The organism is Cupriavidus sp. 291-E7 (assembly GCF_057798835.1).
This window is the reverse complement of record NZ_JBYOJV010000035.1, coordinates 1-19,272: the sequence shown is the minus strand read 5'-3', so window position 1 is coordinate 19,272 and position 19,272 is coordinate 1. Positions and strand designations below refer to the sequence as shown.

General features: G+C 57.1%; 20 protein-coding genes and 2 pseudogenes. 10 read left to right on the top strand and 12 right to left on the bottom strand.

The window, feature by feature from the left end; genetic code table 11:
* Positions 1 to 28: 28 nt before the first annotated feature.
* From AC3FLX_RS32005 to AC3FLX_RS31955, 11 genes are all read right to left on the bottom strand, one after another.
* Positions 29 to 220, bottom strand: a complete 192-nt coding sequence (locus AC3FLX_RS32005) for a hypothetical protein (RefSeq protein WP_488701343.1) — start codon at positions 218 to 220, stop codon at positions 29 to 31.
* A gap of 20 nt (positions 221 to 240) precedes the next feature.
* The gene (locus AC3FLX_RS32000; RefSeq protein WP_488701342.1) at positions 241 to 888 is read right to left on the bottom strand and encodes a DUF6904 family protein; all 648 of its coding nucleotides are present in this window, start codon (positions 886 to 888) and stop codon (positions 241 to 243) included.
* A gap of 66 nt (positions 889 to 954) precedes the next feature.
* Positions 955 to 1,299 carry a YggL family protein gene (locus AC3FLX_RS31995; RefSeq protein WP_488701341.1) on the bottom strand — a complete coding sequence of 115 codons (345 nt, stop codon included), beginning with the start codon at positions 1,297 to 1,299 and terminating at the stop codon, positions 955 to 957.
* Positions 1,300 to 1,319: 20 nt separating this feature from the next.
* Complete coding sequence (locus AC3FLX_RS31990) at positions 1,320 to 1,766, bottom strand: ATP-grasp domain-containing protein (RefSeq protein ID WP_488701340.1); 447 nt, start codon at positions 1,764 to 1,766, stop codon at positions 1,320 to 1,322.
* Between the two features lie 30 nt (positions 1,767 to 1,796).
* A complete protein-coding gene (locus AC3FLX_RS31985; protein ID WP_488701339.1) occupies positions 1,797 to 2,153 on the bottom strand; it encodes a hypothetical protein in 357 nt (118 codons plus the stop codon).
* Between the two features lie 44 nt (positions 2,154 to 2,197).
* The gene (locus tag AC3FLX_RS31980; RefSeq protein ID WP_488701338.1) at positions 2,198 to 3,112 is read right to left on the bottom strand and encodes a class I SAM-dependent methyltransferase; all 915 of its coding nucleotides are present in this window, start codon (positions 3,110 to 3,112) and stop codon (positions 2,198 to 2,200) included.
* A gap of 593 nt (positions 3,113 to 3,705) precedes the next feature.
* The gene (locus AC3FLX_RS31975; RefSeq protein WP_488701337.1) at positions 3,706 to 4,356 is read right to left on the bottom strand and encodes a hypothetical protein; all 651 of its coding nucleotides are present in this window, start codon (positions 4,354 to 4,356) and stop codon (positions 3,706 to 3,708) included.
* A gap of 79 nt (positions 4,357 to 4,435) precedes the next feature.
* Positions 4,436 to 4,894 (bottom strand): hypothetical protein, encoded by a 459-nt coding sequence (locus tag AC3FLX_RS31970; RefSeq protein WP_488701336.1) that lies wholly within the window; start codon positions 4,892 to 4,894, stop codon positions 4,436 to 4,438.
* Between the two features lie 645 nt (positions 4,895 to 5,539).
* Entirely contained in the window at positions 5,540 to 5,818 is a 279-nt protein-coding gene (locus tag AC3FLX_RS31965) for a hypothetical protein (RefSeq protein WP_488701335.1), read from the bottom strand.
* 203 nt (positions 5,819 to 6,021) lie between these two features.
* Positions 6,022 to 6,696, bottom strand: a complete 675-nt coding sequence (locus AC3FLX_RS31960) for a hypothetical protein (protein ID WP_488701333.1) — start codon at positions 6,694 to 6,696, stop codon at positions 6,022 to 6,024.
* A 210-nt stretch (positions 6,697 to 6,906) separates the two neighbouring features.
* The gene (locus AC3FLX_RS31955; protein WP_488701332.1) at positions 6,907 to 7,032 is read right to left on the bottom strand and encodes a hypothetical protein; all 126 of its coding nucleotides are present in this window, start codon (positions 7,030 to 7,032) and stop codon (positions 6,907 to 6,909) included.
* 169 nt (positions 7,033 to 7,201) lie between these two features.
* Here AC3FLX_RS31955 and AC3FLX_RS31950 point away from each other — a divergent pair.
* From AC3FLX_RS31950 to AC3FLX_RS31910, 9 genes and pseudogenes are all read left to right on the top strand, one after another.
* Positions 7,202 to 7,423, top strand: a pseudogene (locus tag AC3FLX_RS31950) (conjugative transfer system coupling protein TraD); the annotation flags it as partial.
* Between the two features lie 6 nt (positions 7,424 to 7,429).
* Positions 7,430 to 7,936: a hypothetical protein gene (locus AC3FLX_RS31945; RefSeq protein WP_488701331.1), complete on the top strand. Its 507-nt coding sequence runs from the start codon at positions 7,430 to 7,432 to the stop codon at positions 7,934 to 7,936.
* Entirely contained in the window at positions 7,911 to 8,207 is a 297-nt protein-coding gene (locus AC3FLX_RS31940; protein WP_488701330.1) for a hypothetical protein, read from the top strand. The genes AC3FLX_RS31945 and AC3FLX_RS31940 overlap by 26 nt, the downstream gene beginning before the upstream one ends.
* A 3-nt stretch (positions 8,208 to 8,210) precedes the next feature.
* Positions 8,211 to 8,828 (top strand): DUF4400 domain-containing protein, encoded by a 618-nt coding sequence (locus tag AC3FLX_RS31935; RefSeq protein WP_488701329.1) that lies wholly within the window; start codon positions 8,211 to 8,213, stop codon positions 8,826 to 8,828.
* A 53-nt stretch (positions 8,829 to 8,881) separates the two neighbouring features.
* Positions 8,882 to 9,721, top strand: coding sequence for an ATPase (locus AC3FLX_RS31930; RefSeq protein WP_488701328.1), 840 nt, complete (start codon positions 8,882 to 8,884; stop codon positions 9,719 to 9,721).
* A gap of 311 nt (positions 9,722 to 10,032) precedes the next feature.
* Complete coding sequence (locus AC3FLX_RS31925; RefSeq protein ID WP_488701327.1) at positions 10,033 to 11,763, top strand: ATP-dependent helicase; 1,731 nt, start codon at positions 10,033 to 10,035, stop codon at positions 11,761 to 11,763.
* 292 nt (positions 11,764 to 12,055) lie between these two features.
* On the top strand, positions 12,056 to 13,264 hold the full coding sequence (locus AC3FLX_RS31920) for a ParA family protein (protein WP_488701326.1): 1,209 nt from the start codon (positions 12,056 to 12,058) through the stop codon (positions 13,262 to 13,264).
* Positions 13,261 to 14,235, top strand: coding sequence for a ParB/RepB/Spo0J family partition protein (locus AC3FLX_RS31915; RefSeq protein WP_488701325.1), 975 nt, complete (start codon positions 13,261 to 13,263; stop codon positions 14,233 to 14,235). The genes AC3FLX_RS31920 and AC3FLX_RS31915 overlap by 4 nt, the downstream gene beginning before the upstream one ends.
* Before the next feature lie 292 nt (positions 14,236 to 14,527).
* The gene (locus AC3FLX_RS31910) at positions 14,528 to 15,532 is read left to right on the top strand and encodes a hypothetical protein (RefSeq protein ID WP_488701324.1); all 1,005 of its coding nucleotides are present in this window, start codon (positions 14,528 to 14,530) and stop codon (positions 15,530 to 15,532) included.
* A gap of 884 nt (positions 15,533 to 16,416) precedes the next feature.
* Here the strand turns inward: AC3FLX_RS31910 and AC3FLX_RS31905 are convergent.
* Positions 16,417 to 17,446: pseudogene (locus AC3FLX_RS31905) on the bottom strand (RNA-guided endonuclease InsQ/TnpB family protein).
* A 935-nt stretch (positions 17,447 to 18,381) separates the two neighbouring features.
* Here AC3FLX_RS31905 and AC3FLX_RS31900 point away from each other — a divergent pair.
* On the top strand, positions 18,382 to 18,681 hold the full coding sequence (locus tag AC3FLX_RS31900) for a hypothetical protein (protein WP_488701323.1): 300 nt from the start codon (positions 18,382 to 18,384) through the stop codon (positions 18,679 to 18,681).
* Positions 18,682 to 19,272 lie beyond the last annotated feature (591 nt).

Below are 19,272 nucleotides of genomic sequence, written 5' to 3'. Positions count from 1 at the left end.
AGTGCTCGCCTTCACCTTTTCCGTTGTCTTAGCGAGGATCGCGCATCACCACAAAGCCGGGATCGCAGTGATCGCGGCCTGCCTCGATGGCTTCCTCTTCCGTCTCGAACGCTCCGGCGTCTACCAGGTTCGGCGTGAAGCCAACATCCGCGTCTTGAGGGAACAGGTAGTCATTGCCAGTTCTGACGATCCAGCCCTTCCGTGTGCTATTCAATGCCATCATATTCTCCGGGCCATTCGTTAATCGTGGTGCGGATCCGGCCAAGGTTGACCAGCTAGAGTATCAAGTAGGTCAGGTGGAACCAAACCTTTGACACCACGTTCGACAAGCAGAGGGTATAGCGACGAGTACATTGGATCGAGACTGCTTAGCAGCCCTGCCAATCCGTTCCTACGCTCTTCCTCATCCCAGCGGCAGAACTGCACACCTCGACCGTCGAATACCTCCTCCAGCCAGTGGTGCGCTGGGTTAAGTCTCTGCCAGGCATCAAGCACGGTCGCTGACTGCTGACCAAAAGCTTCGGTGATGGCGGCTTCAACTACCGACTCAAGCAGATACGTGAAGCCTTGCTGCTCCTTCGTGCTACTCATGAAGGCCAGCGATACGCGCATCATGCACACCTGTGCAAGCAAGGTTGGCCAGAGCATCTCCACGGCATAGCGAACGCCAACGCCAGTATCGACATCGGTAGGATGAATAACCTCGCGGTCGCCTTGGTACGCCTTGCGCACGTCGTATGCCATTGCGACAAACAACCCCTCCTTGTCGCGGACGATAGGAGATGCCTCGTTGATCTGGTGAATTACCTGGTGCAGCGCACGCAGAGTGAGGTAGTCGCCAGCCAAATGAATGCCGGCGAGATGCTCTGATAGACGGTAGTTCAGCATAGGTCTTGGTTCAGTTGGGGCGCCTCATTCCGTCCTGCGCAGGGCTAGCCCCGATTGTCGTCCAGTTCAGCCCTCAAAATTGCCGTGCCACGCGTCAACCAGTTGTCCAACGCGTACTGCGGCGAACTCGGGGCGATTCTCCAGCCAGTTGAGGACTCGATGGCGATCTTCCTCGGTGGCGGAACTGCGTTTGCCCTCCGGGGCCACGAAGCCGTCAAGACGATGCTCTAGCGCCCCACCATACGTGAGTCGGTTGCCCTCAATGCAATCGGAGATGAAGGTGTCACAAGCGGCAACCTTCGTGGCATCGTCGAGACCGCCGACCAACTCCGCCGAGAGCCAAAAGCCAAATTCCTGAAACTCGCCGAGTCGCAGCTTCTTACGTTGGCGACGGTTGTATCTACTACTCATCTGCTCTCTATTCCTTTGTATCAGGCCACAAGCTCTTGCCAGCGCCTGACAGTCACATTCCAGTATGTTTCGGGCGCTACCCCATCGTACGCGCCGAAAGAGAACCCGTCATTCATTTCGATTAGAGCCGTCTCTCCTGTATCGAGCACGCCGAAATCGATGACGTATCCCGATGGGGTCTGTGGATCTTCGGCAAGCAGTGCGACCGCACCCTGAATAACCGCTATATCCGGGCCCGCACCTTGGTTGCCACCGTGGTCAGCGAAACGGATATCCATGACCTTTCCCTCCGCCACATAGGCGCGCCATTCGCTGACAAATCGTACGGGGTCGGAAAGCCACACGGGCTTCGAGCGCGAGACACCGTTGAAGCGATAGTCGTCCTGAAACTCGGCCATCAGGGACTCCTCACGACCGAGCGTGCCATTTCCCTTGATCTCAACGAGGATTCGTGTCGGTGCGTCCATACCCCATCTCCTCTTTTTTCCGTCGCAAAATCAGTGCGCTTCGCCGGAACACGGATTCGATTTCAAGTAGGCGAGCATGTCGTCTCCCTGACCCAGCGCCGCGGCCGTTCCTTGCTGCTGCCGCGTGACCTCCGTACCGTGTGCGCCATTGTCACGGAGCCTGATCAAAGTCAGTGGCTGCCTGAACCAGGCATAGCCCGCCGTGGGATTGATGTAACCGCTCATCTTTGGTTCGCTCATACCAAGGCTCGAAGCAGCTCTCTCTGCTCCCTTTTCGTAAAGGCATCCGAAATTCGCAGCAACCACGAACTGCGTGTTCGGCGGCTCGCGGGTCAATTCCTCATGCGTCATCGCGCAACCTGCGATTGCCGATAACAGAAACAACACGGCTACTCTTCTTGCTGGATACATACTCCCCCTCTTTTCCGTGGTCAGGTTTGGCTGCAAGGCTTCACGGATGTCACCGAGATCAACGCCGGGACCTGCGCGCTGAGGTTGACGCCGTCAATGGACTGATCCGGCGGCGTACAGCCCATCGGCATTGCATTGGCGGCCTCCGGCTCTGCGTACTCGATATAGTCCAACGCTTGCACGACCAGCTCGGTCACGCTGGCCTGCTCCCGATGTGCATCTTTGTAGGCCTCGATCAGTCGCGCATCATTGACAAAGCCCCCCCGATCGACCACCTGCAGCATGCCTTGCGGACGCAGGACCACGTCGGCCAGTTCATACGTGGCATTCTGGACCAGAATGCGAAAACCGTATTGATCTGCTGCGCCGTATTCGCCGAAGCGGTGTTCCGCCGCCCGGAACTGATGAGTGCCAAGCAGCCAGCAAACCACCGCATCGAACTGGTAGGACGCTGTCAGCCAACGCGTCAACTCCGGGTCATTCAGCAGATCCCCTTCGATCAGCAGAACGTCGGCCGGCGCGCCGTCGGGCACCGCGTCGTAGCGCACGGCGTAGGTCTGCGCCGTCGCGGCCTCGACAACGCCCCGCAGGCGAAGGGCCACCGAAACGCCCTGAGCTTCGAGCCGCTCCTTCGTCGCCATGAGGCAACTTGGATTCTCCTCGACCGCGACGATGGCGTGCCCGCGACGGGTCAACGTAAGGGTTGAGTAGCCAACGCCGCAGCCGATCTCCAGCACCAGCCGCCGCCCCGCAATCTTGTCGGCCATCCAGTCATAGTAGCCAGCGTCAAAGAAATGCCTTGAGTTGACCTCCCACTGCGCAGCGTACCGGCTTCGCGCGCCCGCGAGCGCGCGCGCCGTGGGGGCTTCCGCCAGCCGCGACTGGGCTTCGGCGACGCGTTGTTCCCTTGTACCCCGCTGCTTTGCTTGTCCCATTACTGTACGTCCTTCACGGCGTCCGACACGATCCATACCACGTTATGCTTGAGCATCACAATTTTCCTTTTAACTCGGCAGGCACGGCAGCCGCTCGACCCATGATGAAGCCACCGAAAGCTCCTATCGCGACTCCGATAATGGGGCAAGCGACAGCCAGCAGAAATGGTCCCTGCATTAGCGTGACCATGACGGCTTGAGTTTCGACCTTCACTCCAGCATTGAGATTGCCACTCCACTAAGCTTCTGCGCTCTGTTCGACATGTGCTTTTCCGTTCGTTACGCCGTCGCAGTCTGATGTCGCTGCTCCGCACGTCGGAAAGCCTTGATGCAATCTGCCGGGCTCTGTAGCCAGTACGGGGTATCCACGTAGTGGCTGTACTTCTCGTCAAACAGACCGAGGAAGTCTCGTTGCTCCGCTTTAATCCGATACTTCTCGTGCCGGCGACGGTTAGACCACCCGTTCAGCATCTGTCCAACATCCGGCCCGCGTTGCGATGTACGGGAGCTACCGGATAAGACACCTCGCAGGACGTAACCAATCACAACACCTATAACTAATTCTCCCACGTGCATGTTCCATTTCCGATTCGTCAGCCGCCGAGCTTCGTCAGTCGAGCCGCAAGCGCCTGTACTGAGCGGCTGTGTGTTTCTTCCATCTTCCTCATCCGCAGCTCCAATGCCGCGAAGCGTTCGCTGTCCGGCCTTTCAGTTTCCGCTTCGGTCTGGTATATATCGAAACTACCGATTAGCCGCGCCACGATTTCGGCGTTCAGGGAGCGTTCTGCTGCCGCTTGGTGGATCTGTGCGTGTAGATCCCTTGGCAACCTCAGTGCCTTCTTGATGTAGTCGTCCTGTTCGAGCGAGGCCATTGCATTTCTTTCCGGGGCGCGGGTCCCGTCAGACGATTGCACTCTCCGACGGCTTGATTGTGGCAAGAAATCCTCCCATCGCTTCGTGAAAGGCTCATTCCTGGGTTTTGGACGCCAGGGGTCTTCAAAGCGATAGCAACTCGCATCGCTGTCAGGCGGCCCGCCCAAGTTGTAGCCGTCCCTTGCCAGGGCATATTTGAGCTTGGCCAATCCCTTTACGTCGATGCCATCAAGCGCGAGGATCTCCGCATCCTTCCATGACTCAAGGTCGCGGACGGTCTTGATGCCATGAAGAACGAGCAATTGCTCCACGTACTTCGGAATATGAAGGCACTCGATGCCTGCATCACGACTAGCGACAATACCTTTCATTCATCCTTCTTTTGACGTTCGATAGATTTCTCGGCCGCACGTGTTCATCGCCACTTTTCCGTTGTCTGCGGCCTCATACTTATTGCTTGACCCCACAAATGTACTGCGCCGTGCGGTATGTGATGGAGGACGGATTCAACTTCTCCATATCCTTCAAAACCCACACGGGCCTCGAAGTGTCGAATTCGCCTGAACTGGACAGGATTGGCTTCATGCTTGCATCAAAGGCCATCTGGACGACGTTTCCCCACGCTAGTGCATTGCAATCGACCATCGAGTTTGAGATGGTGGTTGTAATCACATCACCGCCCATAACTCTTACCCCAGGCGCGTAAGTTACTTTCACGTAAGCAGTCCTGTAGTTACCTCGAATATTCTTGACGCTCGATTGCAATACGTACTCGATATGCAAGGACGGGCCAGTGCCGTCCGAATCATCTTGTCCAGAAGATGCTTTCACCCATGAACCGACGGCGGCAGAAACGCATGTCGAGGCCAATGCGGCGGCAATTGTTACGGCGAGGTGTGGCAATTTCATCTTGGCTTCCTGAATGCTCTCCCGTGGTTTAGCTGGTGGAGCGATGCGACGTCCCACACTCCTCACACGTGTACTCGCCCTTGGGTGGATAAATCTTCCAGCCGCCTCGGGCGCTTCCGCAATGTGGGCGGGCGGCAAGCAGCACGTTTGCAACGTCGAAACACCAGCCATACCCATTCAATGACTGGTACATCTTTTTTCCTAGTCGATTTCAGCGCGGCATCGAGCACATCGTTCCGGATCCAGGTCGACAGCCTTCATCGCAGATTGCGACACCGCGACTATCCAATCCGGCGCCACCACCAACTACATTGGAGCAATGCACATCGCCTTTTGCATCGGCGACGCACTGTCCTACCCCACAGCGCACCTCGCCTTCGCGATTGATCGCAATACCACCAGCTTCCCTTGCACAGCGAATCTCACCGGTCCGCGTGGCCATGCAGGAAAGGCCGCTTCCACAACGTACACCGCCATATGCGTCGCGTGTGCACGCCGCTTGAGCGCCAACTGAAGCCGTCGCAAGCAATAGCGCCGCAAGCGCTACCAATACCCCCCGAGAGTCCCTCACAACTGTCGCTCCAGAATGGTACCCACCGCGCGGGCGAGCCGATGTGGAATTATCTTTCCGATTCGTTTGCACGCCTACCGATCGAGACAAGCCTTAACTGCAAGGGCGCGAATCTCGTTTGGCGTCATGCGTAGCATTTCGGGGTTCATGTAGACCCCGGCGACATACGCTTCACCGTTCTTGCCTTCTTTTGCTTTTGCTTCTTTAAGAGCAGCCTCCATATTCATGCCGGAGTCCCGGTGGCGAGCATACTCCGCAAATTTGTCACCGAACGCAGCGCACTCATCCGGTTTCCCTGCGTGTACGTTGAGCGATGAAATCAAAACTGTGACAACAACAAACAGCCTTTTCACTGCTTCCCCTTGTTCTGTTGTTCTGCGTCTTGCGCCGACGCATCGACCTCGATCTCGACGCCAAGCTCAACACGGTAGTGATGCAAGAAGTCGCCCAATGCTTCCTTGAGGGTGCCGCCTTTTCCGTCCTATTGCCGTCCTATTGCCGTCCTATTGCCGTCCTATTGCCGTCCTATTGCCGTCCTATTGCCGTCCTATTGCCGTCACGCCAGTTTGAGGCCTTCCGGATGAAGATCCACCAGTGTTGATCCCTTCGCCAGTCGGACAATTTGAGACGTGCCGGCGACAACTCTATCCAGCGGCCGGCTGTTGCGACGTACTGCGGCTGACGGCCATATCAAGCCAGGCCGGTACCGTCCACGCCGTGGAGCCCATACCTCGACGCCCGGGACTTCATACCCCGCTGCAATAGCACAGGCCAGCCACTCGGCCTCTGCACGATTAGCCTCGCTTTGGACAACGGAGAGTGCCTCTAGCAGGACTACGTGAACGATCAGGCCTCGCTCTGTTGCCCACTGGAACAACGAGCTGGAGCATCGTTCGCCGGTGCGTCGTGTCCAGTGTTCATGCATTCGCCGGGCAACGGCCCTTGTCTGCCCGATATAGCAGGCAGCTTCAACTGGGCCTTGCACCACGAGCGCATAAATCCAGTAGTCGAAGACAACCCCCGACTCGGTCAGCATTCCCGCCTTCCCGGCTTTGTAGTGATTGGCAGGAAACAGTCGGAACCTGCGGTGCCCTCCCACCATGACCGTAATAGAACCTTCGCCTTGCTTCGTGACAATCAGGCCCCGATCTGCAACGAAGGTACGCAACTGCGCCATAGTGGTTACAGAGCCCGCATTGATGAGCCGTTGGAGTTCCTTCTTTAAGGTCATGGCCCGAGGATCGGTGCTCTCGCAAGACTGCACGGGGTTCTCGTTCGGAAATCGATTAATAGTGCCGCAACGATCGTTCTCCGCATTGTCCTCTCCAAGCTTTTACCAAACGCCCGTGATGAGGGGAGCGTCAAGCTGCAATGTCTGCCGGTTTCCGAGATCGTCCGTAATCAGCATTGTCTGCGCCGTTATTCGCGGAGGCTTCTGGAACTAGCGTGCAGCGATGCTCAATAGATCAGTCACATCGTTGCGCTCGAGGTTGCGTCGCTCCCACTTTGCGATCTCTTCTGACGCACTGATCAGCCGGTCTTTTTCTTCTTGTGTGAAACGACCCATGGGTACTCCAAGTTTGTATATGAACGTCTCCCGTTTGAGCAAGCTCTCTTGTGTGTAGACGGACAGGATGGGTTGCAGCTGTATATCCGGCCTTGTTGCAGCCGGTTTCTCTGCTGCGGGCCCCGATGAAATCCGCTGACTTGCGCCTTATTGCCTCAACGAGCTTTCCGGTACAACAGCTATCCGCAATCTCGTGGTGTCCAGCAGTACAAGCACCGGCACCGAAGCCCATGTGGGCGAGTTCAGCGGTTCCGTCTCACGTTCGGCGCAGCTGGAAAAGGTGCCTCTGATCCCGCATGACCTGGTCATGCAATTGCCCAACCTGCAGTACTTCCTGCGAATCTCCGGTGGCGCTGTCTACCAGGGTCGCATCCCCATTATTCAGGACTAACCATCCATGCGTAGCAGCCTGTTTCGTGACGTTATCAAGCAACACCATTTGTCGGCGAAGCTCTCGCCCGTGTTCACCCTTTCCCCGGACCTCGATGTGATCTGTACTCGCGTGGTGGACTATGTCGGCGCCAACTTCCGGTTGCGCGATGAACCTCTGATTAAGGAGATGCTAACGGATGGAATCGAAGCATGGCGCGCTGCGCGCAAGCACGGGGACCCCAGCGTGGCATTCATGAAGGGCCTTTTTGCTCGGGCCCATGACCTCTATAACAAGCGCTACGCCGCCTTCAAGGGCGAAAAGTACAACGTCTGGTATCCGTTTCACGAGTCGATTCCTTCCTTCGAGCAGCGGCAACCCGAGGGTTACGTCTGTCAGGTTGTCGACGAACCGGTGCCAGGCGAAATTTCGCAGCGCTGTGCGGCCTTTCAACTGGCCGCCCGCGTGCTCAATGGCTACGAATTCTCCCGCTACTTCGAGAGCTACGATGTCGCTGGCAACTTTGCACACTGACGCGCGCCGGGTCGCTGTCATGATCCGCGTAGTGCCCGCGCGCATCGCCGCGCGCCTCCTCGGCATCGACACTGCAGTGGCGATAACCATGCATGAGTGGCTGACGGCCGCCGGCGCCGACAAGGGAGAATTACCGCCCACCTTCACTGGAGGAGCGGCCTCTGCGTGCTTTGCCCTCGTGAAGATCTCGGTGGAGAAGCCGGCGCTGTTCTGGGCTGCGCTCGTATCCATTCCCAGCTTCCCTATCCTCTTGGCACTGAGGTGGATCTAAAACATGGCAAGTAGCAGATTCGCATCTCACGTTCGCCTTTGGCTCATTGTGTCGCCACTGATGATCTGTACGGTGGCACCGTTCATTCAGGACCAGTCGGCGTTCGAGATCAGCCGGTCTGAACAGGGATCCGCCGAGAAGGTGCTGGGACAGGACAAGGCTGACAACGCCGTGTCTCTGGCGAACGCGCGCTTCCACAAATGGTTTATCGAGACCGGCGCTGTGAAGGCGTCGTTCTCCGGATCGGATACTTCAACGGATTTCTCGGACGGTGGCGCCTCCACCTTCGGCCGCAACTGGATGCAGCACTTCTGGCTGACGATCTATCGCGGCTTGTACCGGGCGTGCATTGCCTACCACTGGCTGTTCGGTGCAATCGTCTTCTTCCTCGCCGTGTTTAACGACGGCTCGGTGTCGCGGAAGATCCGTGCGGCCAGTGCTGGCTTCGCGAACCCCGTGTCGTTCCACGTTGCGGCGCATGGCCTGATGCTCTGCTTCGGGCTAGGTGCTTCCGCGTTGCTGCTCCCCTTTTCCTTGCTCGCCAACTGGTGGACGTACGTCGTCTGCCTGGTGGGCCTGCTCTGCTGGCGCCTTGCGGCGTCATTCCACGTCGGAAAATAGTCCGGCCGCATATTGACTACTAGGGCCTTAACTTGGCCAGCTACGGAGAATTCATGACCACGACCGACCTCACCCCCAACGAAGACATCACCGTGGATCCGGCGGCAACCGCGGCTTCGATAACCAGTCCGAGCACACTCGGCGCCATCGATAGCACTGGCGACGTTGAGCATGAACTCAACGAGATGGACGCATCGGCCGACGCGCTGCGCAAGGAAGGCCTGATTTCCACGGCCGATCACGAGCAACGCAAAGCTGAAGTCGAACGGACACGTAAGCTCTTCCGTGAACTGCAACCGGAGCAGCGCCAGGCAATCATCCGCCGGCGCCGTGAACTCGGCATGCAGATTCTCGACCGCGAGCTAGCCGGAGCGTCGGTTGTGCCTGTCGCACTGAAGTTGAATCACACTCGACTCCGCCCGCTCTTTGAGCAATGGTGGCCGTACATGAACCGGATGTCGCTGAATCTTCAGCGCTTCGGGCAAAGCACGTTCACGCGCACCGAGCTGGGCACCCTCGAAACGTATCTTGAGCGCGAGCTCTCCAAGCTGGAGGACTACGTCGACGAGCAGGTGCGCGTGGCAGAGGCATACAAGCAGCAACGCGAGCAAGAGATGCGTGCTGCCGGCGAGATCGTGTTCGAGCCCACGATTCAGCGCCCGTCCCTCTCTCTCGAAGTGCAGGCGTATTCGCGCTTCGCTGTTCGGGCATTACAAGTGCTGACTAAGTTCGACCGGGCCATGGATCAGTTCGACTTCATGGTCTGGAACGGTATCCGCGACCAAAGTGATGTCGACGAAGAGGTGACCCGTTTCCTGCGCAAGTTCCAGCCGCTGGGACTCCGGAGCTATACCACACACCTGAAACTCATGACGACTGTGCGCGGCATCTAGTAGCAAGGTCCCCTTGGTGGCACCAGGTCCGACGTGGTAGGTGGTGGTCGACCTTGGCGCCACCTCGTGACTTCTTCGCTTGTCCGCGAAAGTGGCACTTTGTCCTTCGATCTGCCATCAAGTGCCTTGAGCAGGCGATGTTCATCCCGTAGTCGCTAGTACTTTGTGGCACTAAGTCCCACTTGGTGCCAGATGGTATGGCTGGCGCAATCGCGGCTACCGGCAGCTGCTGGCACTTCCTCCATGTTGCAGGGACCAAGTCTGGCTTCGTCGGTCAATTGTCCCCCCCAAGGCATTCGCCACACCGAGTTATGTCTCTCGCTGAAGTTCTCGAAAAGCTGAATCCGTCGCAGCGCGAAGTCGTAGAGTGCCGCGATCATTGCGTGGCCGTTGCTGTGCCTGGCGCCGGGAAGACTGCGACGATTGCTGTCAAGGCGGCAGCGCTGTTGGCTAATCCGGGTATTACAGTCGGCGCAGTCACGTTCAGTAAGGACGCCGCCATTGAATTGCGTGATCGAATTCTTGCTCTTGCAGGGGCTGCGGCGAAGAAGCGGCTGATCGCTGGGACCTTTCACTCTCTCGCCTACAAGCAACTGGGAAATGGCGGCGGAAGGCTGACCGACATCGTTACGGACGGTGTCCGCGCGGCTATCGTTGGCCAGATCCTTCAGGAGCGTGGGATTGAATGGAAGGTGGAAGATGCGCTCGCCTCCATTGAACGATCCAAGCTCCAATTGGGTGACCCTGCCCCCGGCACTGTAGATGCGCAGATCTTCGCCGCGTACCAAGCTGCGTTGGCGCGAAACGGAAAGATCGACTTTCAGGACATGCTTCGCATGGCCGTTGCCGGCATGCTAAATGGGAAAATCCAACCCTATGCGGTCGATCACCTGCTTGTTGATGAGTATCAGGATTGCGACAGCCTGCAGTCGCGTTGGACCTCGTTGCATGCAGCAGCTGGATCCGTCGTTTGCGTTGTAGGTGACGATGATCAGACTATCTTTGGCTTTCGTGACGCCCTCGGCTACCAAGGCATGGAGGCGTTCATCAAGGAATTCGATGCTCGTCCAATCGTTCTCGACAAGAACTACCGCTCCCACTCCGAAATATTGGGTGCGGCCGACAAGATCATCCGTAACAACGCGCACCGGATTTCGAAGCAACTGCTGGCACATCGGGGTCCTGGCGGCTCGGTCGAATTCAAACGATTTGACGACGAATACAAAGAAGCGGTCGCCGCAGTCGAAATGCTGACGCCAGCGCTGCGTGAAGGCAAGACGGCCGCCGTGCTCGCTCGGACAAACCGCATTCTCGACCCCATCGAGGCCGTGTGCCGATCGCACGGCGTGAAGTACTACCGCGCCGCCGGCAAGTCTATTCTCGATCGTCCCGAGGCTGCATTGATGGGCGATATGTTGGAGCTTATCCAGCGATCAAAGACCACCGGTGTAGATGCCCTGCTTGGCTACTCTGGCATCGGGTCCTTGGAGCTTCAGCAACTCCACGCCCAGGAGGCCGCTGAAGCCACGACGACCGTCTCGCCGCGCAGGCGAGACCTGGTTGCGTCTGGAATCTCCGAACAGACCGCAGAAAAGTACAGAGATTTTTTGAAGCGTCTCGCGGAATGGCGTGCTCTGTGTGACCGCGAGTTCTATGCGCTAACGCTGGATGGGGTCCGCGAATGGATGCTCAAGTATGTGGCGGTCGATGCTGGCAAGCGCGCCATTAACACTTGTTACGACGTTCTCAGCCAACTGAACGGTTCATTCTCCGAGCGCCTGGAGTTCCTGCGAAGGAAGAACAACGAGCCGGCGGCGGACGCTGTCGTCCTGACCACCATGCACGCGTCGAAAGGACGTGAATGGAACAGCGTGGTCATAGTCAGAGCCGAAGAAACTATCGCCCCCGATAGCGATAGCCCCGAAAGCGAGGAGCGGCGCCTGTTCTATGTCGCAGTAACTCGAGCGCGCGACACGTTGGTTATATCTACCGCGAAGAGGAACCCGACGTCGAGGTTCGTCTCAGAAGCTGGCCTTACATAACTTACGTGACGCTTCCCTTAATTTTCCGGACACGCCTTGTAGTCGAAGCACTTAGCAAGTGCTTATATAGGCACGTTTGGCGCGAAGTTGGCAAATTACTTTAGGTGTGAGAGCCAAGCCGTACCTGGGCTTGGATTTTCGGTGATTTGGCCGCTTGAGATGTTTACACGTCTGTGTGACGTAAACTCCTTGCGGTTTACGTATACGGCGGCTATTCTACGCCGAACCATTTAATTGACGGAAACCGTCTAAGTTTTCGGTTCACAACGGTTCCTACGGATTCACTATTGTTATGGCACGCACGAGCTTACTCAAGGCAGAACTCCCGCGCCCAGACTTTTCGGACGACCACGGCCTGTCGATCGATGGACTAGCGGCTGTAGCGGCGCAGGCCAATGACGTCTTTGGGCAGATTCGGGATGCCATGCTGGAGCCTTATCCGCGCAAGATCCCCCCCACATTCACGAGCAGTCAGATCGCCTCGCTGTGCGGCGTGGACAAGGCGCGCTTTCACTATCTTGCCACCAAAGGTGGATTGCCGGCGGGAACCTCGCAAGGCAACGGGCGGGCAAAGATGTTCAGTCTGGAAGACGCGATCACCTGGGTGCAACACGCAAATGGACGGACTAGGCGACCGGAGGCCCAACGCGGACGCATCGTGACGGTGGGCAATTTCAAGGGTGGGGTGGCCAAGACCACGACGGCCGTCTGCCTGGCTCAGGCCCTCACGCTGCTCGGGCGCAAGGTGTTGATTGTCGACTGCGACCCGCAGGGAACGACGACCCAGCTTTGCGGCTGGGCACCAGACGCAGAGATTGCCGAGGAACAGACGCTTCTGCCGCTGATCTATGGTGACCAGACCACGCTGGACTACGCGGTCCAGACAACATACTGGTACAACCTGGACCTGATTCCAGCCTCTTCGGCACTGTTCGATGCGGAGTTCGAGATACCGTCGAAGGTGCTCTCCGAGTCGGGATTCGAGTTCTGGGACATCCTGCGCAAGGGCCTAGTGCCTCTGTCGAACCAGTATGACGTCATTATCATCGACACGCCGCCAGCACTTAGCTACATCACGATCAATGCATTGATCGCGTCCGACGGCATCCTGATGCCCTGCCCTCCCGATGGGCTCGACTTTGCGAGTTCGACGCAGTTCTGGCACCTCTTCTCGGATATTGCCAAGAAATTGCCCGGCGTACTTGAGTCCAAACGATACGACTTCATCAACATCGTGCTGACTAAGGTGAAGCAGGATGCCGTATCGCGGGTCGTACGTGAGTGGATGGTCAAGGCTTACGGTAGCCGCGTACTGAGCATCGAAATTCCTGAGTCATCAGTCCCTAAGGGCGCTTCGGCTCAGCTCGCGACGGTCTATGACCTATCCAAGCCTGATGGAAGCGTTGAGGCGTACCAGCGGTTTCGCGATCCGCTGGACAAGCTCGCCCTGCATATTGATGATCAGTTCGTGCGGGCGTGGACAGAAAGGAAAGAAGCATGAGAATTGGTGACAAGCTGCTAGCGAAGACCGCCAACATCGCGGTCAAGTCGAATACACCCCAGCCGCAAGCCAACGAACCCAAAACTTCGCCGGGACGGATGCTCGCGGCCCAGTCCGCAGTGGCCGCCGCCGAACGGCGGGTCTCTGAACTCGAGGCAAGCGTAGGCAAGGCTGTCGAAGTGGCCCTCGACGACATTACCGAGGTCCCGGGACGGCGGCGCAAACTCACGCCAGAGCAGTACGGCGAGTTGAAGGAGAACCTGCGCAACAACAAGCTGGTGCACCCCATCACACTCGTCGTCCGCGGTGACGGCACGAAGGAGCTGGTTGCCGGCCACAACCGGTTTTATGTCTTCAAGGAACTGGGCAGAGATGCGATACCGGCGGTGTTCGCAGACCTCGGGGATGTGGAGCAGATCGAGGAGGCGGCGTTCTATTCGAACCTGCTGTCCCCCTCTCTGCCCGACTTCGAAAAATACCTCGGCTTCCAGCGCCACGTTGACAGGACTGGGCAATCGCAACAGGAAATTGCTGCGACTGCTGGGATTTCTCCAGGTCACCTGAGCAAGCTGTTTTCCTATGCGCGTTTACCCCAGGCTGTCCGCGCTGCCCTGGAAGCTGCGAGCGATCGCAGCCGGTTAGGTGTGAACGCGGCTTATGAAATGGCAACGTTTCTTGGAGAGCACCCGGATCAAGAGCCCGCTGTGACGGAGATCGTGGGGAAGCTTCTGAGTGATACCAAGATCACGCAAAAGCAGGCGATTGCCCTGCTCCACGCGCGTGTCCGTCAAAAGACAGCACATACGGCGACGGAGACGCATCGAATCAAAATTGGCGCGCGAGAGCTGTGTGCTATGACGACACGCAACGGGACAGTCACGCTGAAGTTCAGGAACTCTGACGACGCACAAGCCTGGGAAAAGCGGGTGCGCGAGTTCATCGAATCGAACGCAGAAAACAACAACAAATAAGGCAGATATTCGCCTTTAACAACACACGAAAGAGTGATGCAAATGATCTAAAACGCGCTTTGCAGAAAGACCCTCACCACAAAGACAAAGGCCTGGGCGGGAACCCAGGCCTCTGCTGAGAATCGGGCGGGAACCCGAAACTCGATTTGGTGGAGTTTGATAACTCAAAGCTCAACCTACACGTATCTACGGCGGGAACCGTGAACACGAGTCGCAACGAGTGTTCAGTGTAGCGAGAGATTTTGCCTAGTCAAGCTCCGGAGGGCGTTCGTCCATAAAAGTCGGAGCCTATATGACTATTGCGCAACGCTACGCGCCGGGCGAGGCTGTTGTTCGCCCTTCCCCACTACCACTCGCGCTTATTGAAGCCCGAGCTGCTGTATTCGATCCACTCAACTGCCTGGACCTCGGGATGACTGCCCGGCGCGTCCTCTTTGGCATTCTGCGTTTCTTCAATCTTTCAAAGCCTACAACCTCGATCTGGCCTCGGCGCGACCTGCTTCGCGCCGAGTCACTACTCAATAGCGAATCGTCGCTCTACCGCGGCCTAGCGGATCTGGAACGTCATGGCTACGTTGTTCGCGAACAGATCCGCATCGCTCGCTCCGGGCGCTTTCACGTGTCGCCCGTCAAACTGACCGACGTATGCCGTCTTCTGCTTGGGCTGGTCGGCCGCTCATCACGCGAATGCCAGATTAAAAGAGTTATCCACAGCACACCGCCTCTCACTGTGGAAGACGGCCAATATAAGGAACATACCAACGAACAGAAGTCTTTACAGAATACATTCGCGAGCAAACCGCTCAGATGTACCGCGCACAACAACCAGGCGACCAAGGTTCCCGTCCCGCTGTGCTGGCTCCTTACTCGGGGGCTCACGGAGCGTGCTGTGTTCTCGCTTATGGGACTCGCCAAACGGCAAGGCAAACGGCTCGAGGATATCGCAACAGCCTTCCGTGAACGTCTCATGGCCCTGACCAGCCGCGAAGTCTACGCGTACATCCGCTCACTTGCGACAAAGGACCTGGACTTTGCGGCGATTGCCTTGGGTAAGGTAGGGGCAATTCAGGCGGCGGCGGAAGCCCAAAGCGCGAAGAGTCTGCTGGCTTCACTCCTAGCCAAGTCGCATGGTCTGGCGGTCGTGAAACGTGATGGGACCTGTCTGGGGCGAATTGACACGCATGCACAAGTCGTCATCGGGCAGGGTGGGTCCTTCCCGATGAATCTGCGATTTGCAGTGGCTGTACAGCGGGGGCAAGTGATGATTCGGCGAGTGGTTGCGGGTGGGCCCGGCTAATCCAAAGGAAGGGTGATCGCTTGCCACGGACATTGCATCGTGTCGTTCGCAACTCGTACGCGACTACAGGCATCAGTGGATGGTGCCTGTAGCACGATGTTCAACATAGCTATTGGACGCGTTATTCAGGAGTGGCGCGCGAATCTGTAGAGTGATAGCCTCGCCAGATTGAGTTTCTAGTGGAAATCCAATGAAATCAAGGTGTTACCGTTTCCCCTGCGCGTATGAAGATGCACACCCACAAAACTCGAGAACGACGCGTTTCTCTAACCTATTGAATTAAAAGAGTTTCTACTGGAAAGTGGCAATAGAATTGTCGAGGTGCCTAAGGATATCTGTCTGGTGTGTGACCCGGCTAACGTCACGCTGTCCATAAATGGACCTGCCAACGATGCCGTTCTCGACTGACCAAGGTAGCCGCGCTTCGCTGGTCATTGCACTCGACCAAGATTGCTAGTTGGCGCGTTTTCAGAACACATTGGCAGCCTTTGTAGGCTCGTCCCCATGCGCTGGACAGCCCTCCCAATCCCAATCGTGCGTTAGCTGAGATCGGGGCCTGATGTGGGTCTCGAGTTGGTAATAGGTGTTCTCGCGGCACATACTCAATCAACCGTCGTGCGAGGAAATCCCGCACAGTCGCCTTAGGCGAAGACCCATTGCATCTAAGCAGCTAATTGCCCTGTCACTATCCCTCAGAGGTGTTGTAGCAGTAGGTCAATGAGATTTTGTCGGGGAAGGCATGGACCTCGGCACGTGCTGAAGCGTTGTGCAGTATAGGTGCGGCGGTAGTTGGTGTGGCGAGATTACCGTGTTGGCTATGTCCGGCGAGATATCTCTCAGTTGCCGCGACCGACGGAGGTAGTGCAACTTGATGTCCCCCCTGCCTAAAGGCGGGGGATTCCCACACCTGGCGATGCACGTCCGCATCGGAGAATGTTTAGCGCAGCATTGGTATCACGGTCGTGCATCACACCACAGCTACTACAGGTCCACTCTCATATTCGTAGTCCCGTCATACCTTTCGGCCCCGTCGTGCGGTCTTTCGAACCGCACGACGAACAGGACTGGGTAGAACCGCTTTCGTCTACTTCCTCAAACGTGGCCCCGTGCCCAATCGCTTTGTAGCGGAGCTTGTAGCAGTAGGACTCCAGGATGCACCGTGGACGCTCTTCGCCATCTTGGTTTCGGCGAGTTTCAAAGCCGGCACATTGCCGACTGCAAGGTAATCAAAGCGCCGGACGAGCGCGAGCTTGTGCTGGAAGTCGGCTCGGGCTTACGCCACCTTGGCATGCAGCGTGTGCTTTCGTGCGCGCTGCGCCTTCGCCAGTCTTTCAGCGGCACGCCGGCCAAACCGATTATTGGGAAGCGTCTCGCCGGTCGAGAGCGTTGCGAAGTCCTTCAAACCAAGGTCGATGCCGACGCCGACTTGGATCGGGCGTGCCGTCACATCAGCAAGCTCTATCACGATGTTGAGAAACCAGTCCCGCGGGCATCCTGCTTGAAGTTGATCCCGTCCTTGATCTTGCCTTCGGGCAACGGGCGACTGCTGAACACGCGAAGGTATTCCCGGCAAAGCGAAACGCCTCACCCTCTCGTTTTTGATCGCGGGTCCTTGAGTGGCACCCAGCCCAGAGATTTCCTGCCTCGATAGCGCAGGTAATGCCCGCGATGGTCGCTGCGCTACTTAGCGTACTGCTTGCACTCCGCGTTGACCATGCCGAAGTGAATGCCGAGTTCCTTGCTGCTACCGGTGGTCAGCAAATTCGGATCGAACCCGCTCAGCCACTTCTTGCCCCATTTGAGCGCGTGCTTCTGCGTATCGTTGCAGAAATTCCAGACGAAATTCACTGCGCGGTTCTGCTTGTTCAGCCGGCCGTTGAGCAACTTCACTCGGTAGTGGAAGACAAGAATCATGCTGGCAATTCCAACGTGGGAATGCTACCTCTCCGCAGTGCTCCTTTCACTTCCCGCCATGAATAGCGGGGAGTGAAAGGAGACAAATTTGATGAGTAAGAGGAGAGGGGCTGTAAGGCCCCCGGTAGTACGGCCCCATACGCCCGGCATATTGCGGGCATCTTGTGAACTTCCGTGAGCCACGCACTCCCGGCGGCAAATGAATTCAGGTGTGGAGCGTACGGCGGGATGGTTCTACGGGCAGGCAACACGTGGGACCCCGAGAACAGAGCCTCTTTGCTGGGTTGAAGCCATCACGGCATATCGCATTTGGCTGAAGTTACGTAGGCGTAGACGAAGCCAGATATACAGCTTGCAGGGCGGTCTTTGGGTGGACGTCGCGCAGGATTGGGCAGAAGGGAGAAGAGCAGAGGACACCCGGATCGGACAAAACTAGCTTGCAGATTTCGAACGGTTGCCTTTCAGTAGGGTAGGAATGTCAAATCAAGAGTGTTGTCTATCGCGGGACTAGTCCCGACTCCGTGCATGCTTTCGGCTGAAGAAGCTTCCGACTCAGTTGTATCGACAAACGGCCTTGCTGAAGGCTAGGTGTAACAAAACGTAACAAATTCTGCGGCGACATGAGAAAAAAGAGCCGATGGCGATGTATGCTGACCGCAAGCGTGCCGGGTGAGCGGTAGTCCAGACATCCGAAAATCGATATAAGTACTTGTTTCTATTAGAAAACTGCTTGTGTGAAGATTTCATGGATCACATTCGCGCAGTAAAATGCAGTGTAAATTATTTTATGGCCTGTGCATGGCGTGCCGAAGACATTGCACCTCGATAACGCTGCCGACTTCAAGAGCAATGCACCGCGGGCGGCTGCAATAAGTACAGAACCGAGCTGACGTGTCGCTCTGCGCACCTGCAGGGACACATTACAGAGGGAGGACATGCCAAAGACGATCTGGATGATGGCTGCTGAAGAATTGGAACGCTGGCGGGTGGAAATCGATGTCTTCGAAGATCGCGTTCGCGGTACTGCCGCTGGTCTAAATTTCGCCGGCCAGGACAGGCGCCGTGGCGTCAGCCTGCGTATCGAAAGGAAGAAGAAGGTCGTTGTAACCAAACGAGTCGCGACGTTTTCTGGGTTCACCCATACACGTGACGAAGCGAAGCGACGGTCCACTTCCAGTTACACGGAGCTTCCTGAGTTCCATTGCACAGGTAGGTCTGCCATTTGTGCGACATAGATGGCAAAACGCCAAGGGTCCTTAGACCTTTGGCGTTTTTGTTTTGCGGAGGGGCAGAGCAGCGCGGGTGCTTAAAAGTAGTGCGCCGGCTGTTTAGGTTGTTCATCCCACGGCGAGAGAACGCTCGCCGCTTGGACATTGATTGGCAGGCGACCTCCAAGCTCGTTGAGCCTCACTTCCATCACGCGTGTGTCTCCGTGCCTGGCCACCCTCTATTCACCACGCCGCCCCGCCTCGGAGCATGCCCAATCGGAACCTGGCGTTTGACTTCGACGATAATCCCTGACCACTTCTGCGGCTGGAACTGACTTCCGGCCTGCCGTCCGCTAGCCGTCCCTTTGTACCCACATACTGTGAGACGGGCCGCCCCTTTTACCCACTAACTGTGAGATTTCGACCCAGGTAGTTTGCGACGGCGCTCAACAACTCCTTGATTTATCTAGGTCGGGCTTCCCATTAACTTTGGTTCTTCGGAGAATTCCGGGGACTGAATTGCCACATTCCGTATCCTAATGGCCGTTAAGACGGCTGTTGAGGAACGGGATGCTGGATCGGAAGACGCTGCAGGCCTTGGGCTGCTGGGATGGCTAC